Here is a 4,429-nt window from a genome sequence, read left to right on the forward strand (position 1 = left end):
GCTCTTCCGATCTGTCGGCGAGACGCCGCGCTCGACGACCCGCTCGCGGGCCGCGGCGAGTCCGCGCCAGCCGGCGGCGACGGCGAGGCCGCCGAACACCGACAGCGGGACGAGCAGGTCGAAGTGGTAGAACGGCCCGAACAGCGACGCGAGCCCGTCGGTCGGGTCCGAGAGGTCGGCGAGCGCGTTGTGGGTCCCCCAGAAGTAGAGGTTCCCGACGGCGACGGAGACCGCGACGCCACCGAGGAGCAGCGTCGCCGTCCGTCGGAACGCGGGCGAGCCGGCGGGGCCGGACTCAGCCTCGCCGCCGCCGTCGGCGGCCGTCGCGGCGTCTGTGGTGTCGTCGGTGGCACCGCCGGCGTCGACGAGGATCCCCCGCGGGTCGCCGCGCGCGCGCCACCCGATTGCCGCGATCGCGACGCCGGCGAGCGCCGCGGCCGTCCCGAGCGGGCCGGCCGCGAACCAGCGGGTCGCGATCTCTTGGAGCGCGTAGCGGTTCGACTCCAGCGCCAGGCCGAGCGTGTAGTCGACCGAGTGGCCGAGGATGCGGCGCTCGCCGAAGCCGGGGCCGTCCATCGGCGCGAACACCTGGTAGGGGAACACGAGCGGCGACCCCGTCATCCGGACGTTGTACGCGAGCGTGACGCCGACGAACAGGGTGCCGAACAGCGCCGTGAGCCCGTGGCGGCGGACTGGCCCGGGGAGCCCGCGGGACCCGCCGACCGCGAGCGCGCGACGAGCCAGGACCGCCACCGCGCGGGGCGTCGACCGTCCCGTCTCGGCGCCGAAGCGCCGGACCGCAGACCCCACCCGCCACAGTGCGTGGACGATGAACGGCGCGGCGAACAACACCGCGGTGTACGGCCGCGCGAAGAAGGCGATCCCGATCGCGACGCCGGCGACGCCGGCCGCGGGGAGCGACCCGTCCCGGACGCTCCGGAGGTACGCGACCGCGAAGACCAGGTTGAAGAACGTCGTCGGGGCGTACGGGAGGAACGCCGAGGAGGTCGCGATCGCCATCGGCGACGCCGCGAAGAGCGCGGCCGCGGCGAGGCCGGCCCGCCGGCCGACCGCCTGCGACCCGAGCAGGTAGACGAGCGCGGCGTTGCCCGCGGCGACGGCGGCGAGCGTGACGCGCGGCTCGCCGAACAGCCCCATCGAGACCGCGAACATCGCCGCCGGGACGGGGTTGTACTTCGGGTAGAGCCGACCGCCGTCCTCGATGAAGAACCACGGGTGGACGGCGTCGGCGAGCGGGCCGGCGTGGAACTCCAGTTGCCCTCCGAGCAGCAGCGCCGCCTGCGTGAGGTAGACCCCCTCGTCGTGGTTCGCGGAGTGGTGCGAGAAGACGGTGGCGGCTATCGCGAACGTCACCGCGCCGGCGGCGACGGCGACGAGCCCGGCCGCGACCGTCACGCGGTCGGCGCGGGCGAGCCGCTGGCGGAGACTGGCGGCGAGCCGGCGGGGACGAACGGACGGTGGACGGAGTGACACGGGCGGGACGATGTGGCGGTGAGAGGGTGCGGGCGCGGCGCGTAGCGGCCGATCAGATCTGGACGCCGGCGTCGCGCATCAGGTCGATCGTCGGTTCGAGGTTGGACAGCTGCGAGAGGTCGAGGTCCGGCACGTCCAGCTCGTCGATCGACGGGAGGTCGCCGATCGGCTCGACCTCCGGGATCAGCGGGTACTCGAAGGTGGAGCGGGCGAAGTAGTCCTGCGCCTCCGCCGACAGCAGGTGCCGGACGAAGTTCGACGCCAGGTCGGCGTCGGAGGCGGTGTCGACGACCGCGGCGCCCGCGACGTTGAACACCGCGCCCGCGTCGCCCTCGGTGAACGTGGTGGCGATCGGCGCCTCCGGGTTCCCGTCGAGCACGCGCTGGATGTAGTAGTGGTTCGTGAACGCGGCGTCGATCTCGCCGTCGGCGATCTCCTGGCAGGTGCGGAACTCGTCCGGGTACGTCGCGGCGCCGCGCTCAACCATCGCCTCCAGCCACTCGCGGGTCGCCTCCTCGCCTTCGAGGATCCGCATCGCGGTGATGAACGCCTGCGCGGAGCCGTACGACGGCGCCCAGCCGAGGTCACCGTCGAACTCCTCGGGGAAGGCCATGATGTCGTCCGGGAGGTCGCTCTCCGAGTACTCGTCGGTGTTGTACGGGATCGTCCGGGCGCGCCCCGAGGTGCCGACCCACTGCTCGGTGCGGAACTCCTCGCGGACCTTCTCGGTCACGTCGTCGGGGAGCGCCTGCGTGCGCCCCGCGTCGGCGAGGGCGCCGAGCGACCCGGCGTTGACCGAGTAGAACACGTCGGCCGGCGAGCCCTCGCCCTCGTTGGCGATCTGGTTCACGAGGTCGGTCGAACCGCCGTACCGGACCGTCAGGTCGAGGTCGTCGTACAGGTCGTCGATGTAGCCGACGAGCTCGCCGACGAGGAACTCGCCGCGGCCGGAGTACACCGTGAGCTCGCCTTCGAGCGCCGGCATCTCCGACATCGACGTGCCGCCGGGGGCGTCCCGGCCGGCGCGGCCGGAGCCGATCTGGCCCACGGCGTCGCCGGCGCCGTCGCCGTCGTCCTCGCCGTCCTCGTCGCCGGTCCCGTTACAGCCCGCGATCCCCGCCGCGCCGACCGCGCCGGCGGCCGCGAGGAACTTCCGTCGGCGAACGTCGCGTCCGTCTCGGGAGGTGGAATCGTGTGTCGTCATGTGTTTTAGGCGTGCCTAAATGGTTTTAGTCGTGTCGGTTCAGTCGTCCGCGGGCGCCGGCGTCCGCCGGATCGCGTCGAGGCAGTCGAGCCAGTCGCGCATGTACTCGCCGCAGTGGTTGAGGAACGCGCCGTTGTTCCACTCGTCGAAGTCGCCCTCGGCGAGCGCGTCGGCCATCGCGTCGAAGACCGCCGCGTACGAGTCGGCGTCGGCGCCCGCGTCGTCGACGACCTCCCAGACGTGCTCGTTCAGCTCCAGCCCGGCGACCTCGTTCGCGAGGTCGTCGAACGTCGAGCGCGGGGCCTTGTTGTGTTCACACAGCGGGTCGCCGTTGTAGATCCGCTTGCCGAGCACGTCGCAGGCGCGCTTCAAGAAGAGGCCCGACCAGATGTCGTCGAACCGCCCCACGTCCCACTCGTTGTCGTCCATCGGCAGCTGGTAGAACGCCGGGATCACCTCGCGGCGGAACGCGAGGTTCATCGAGCAGACGGTGAGGTAGTTGCCGCGCGCGGCGACGAAGTCGTCGCCGAAGTCGTCGGCGCTCGTCCGCGTCTGCGCCTGGCCCTCCAGGTCGCCGTCCATCAGGATCCGGACCGCGTCGAGGTCGGGGACGTTCGTCCACAGCCCCTGCGAGGCGACGACCTCGCCGGACTCGACCTCGACGGCGTCGGTCTCGACCGTCTCGTCCATCGCCGAGTACGGGTAGCCGCGGGGGTAGAGGCCGTGCTCGTCGGCGTTGTCGTAGAGGACGTTGACCCAGTCCTCGTCGGAGCTGACGCGCTCGATCTCGCCGCCGAACGCGAGGTTCTCCATGTGGCGGCCAAAGTAGTCGACGTCGTCGTGCGGGAGCGTGTCGTCGTCGATGAAGACGCCGTAGTCGAACGACTCGTCGGCCCACATGTACAGCAGGCCGAAGCTCGTCTCGGCGTGACTCGCGGCCGGGACGACGTGGCCGTACTCCGCGACGTCGTTGGCCTCGTACCACTCCTCGCGGCGGCTACCGTCGAACACCTCGCCGGAGACGTCGAGGTCGTCGAGCATGGCGCGCATCTCGTCGGTCTCGCAGAAGTCCTCGGTGACGAGGACGAAGTGGAGCCGCGAGACGTCGAACCCGTGCTCGCGGGCGTTCGCGACGTACGCGCGGAGACACTCGTACTCTCGAATCGTCGGGACGATCACGCAGATGTCCTGACCGTCGCCGTCGGGGTCTGTCGGACTCATACCCGATTGTTTTTAGGCTGACCTAAAAGACTAGCGGTCCGTCGTCGGCCGCGTCGCGCCCGCGTCGGGCTCTCGCTCGGACTCGTCGGGGGCGCGCGTCACGGAGAGGTCGAGCGCGGCCGCGACGGCGCCGCCCCCCGCGAGGGTGACGCCGTTCTTCAGCGCGTGGTCGAGCGCCGCGGCGGCGAGCGCGGTCTCGGCCGGGATCGGCGTGGCGGCGACGACGATGCCGGTGAACGCCGCCTCGTACAGCCCGATGCCGCCCTGCGAGAGCGGCAGCACCTTCGCGAGGTTCCCGGCCGAGACGGCGAGGGTGCCGACGACGCAGAGCGCGACCGGGTCGACCGCCGCCCCGAACCCGCCGAGGAGCGCCGCGAGGACGAGGACCGCGGTCGCCACGTCCGCCGCCCACACGACGCCGCTCGCGAGCGACACCCGGGCGAGCGCGCCCGCGTCGGCGGCGACGACGCGGACCGCGGCGCCGAACCGGACGGCGGCGTCGACGGCGCC

General features: G+C 72.2%; 4 protein-coding genes. All 4 read right to left on the reverse strand.

The genetic code is table 11. The features are described from left to right. Nucleotides 1-1,494 (reverse strand): glycosyltransferase family 39 protein (locus EXE44_RS21425; RefSeq protein WP_321167243.1); only part of this gene is annotated, 1,494 nt, incomplete at its 3' end. Nucleotides 1,495-1,546: 52 nt separating this feature from the next. Further along, nucleotides 1,547-2,698, reverse strand: a complete 1,152-nt coding sequence (locus EXE44_RS13555) for an extracellular solute-binding protein (RefSeq protein WP_137717596.1) — start codon at nucleotides 2,696-2,698, stop codon at nucleotides 1,547-1,549. A 39-nt stretch (nucleotides 2,699-2,737) separates the two neighbouring features. Beyond that, nucleotides 2,738-3,919: an alpha-1 4-glucan-protein synthase gene (locus EXE44_RS13560; protein ID WP_137717597.1), complete on the reverse strand. Its 1,182-nt coding sequence runs from the start codon at nucleotides 3,917-3,919 to the stop codon at nucleotides 2,738-2,740. Nucleotides 3,920-3,949: 30 nt separating this feature from the next. Then, nucleotides 3,950-4,429, reverse strand: a 480-nt coding sequence (locus tag EXE44_RS13565; RefSeq protein WP_199241216.1) for a lysylphosphatidylglycerol synthase domain-containing protein, incomplete at its 5' end; no start/stop codon positions are given.

Source organism: Halorubrum sp. SS7, from assembly GCF_005435055.1.
GTDB classification, from domain to species: Archaea; Halobacteriota; Halobacteria; order Halobacteriales; family Haloferacaceae; genus Halorubrum; species Halorubrum salinarum.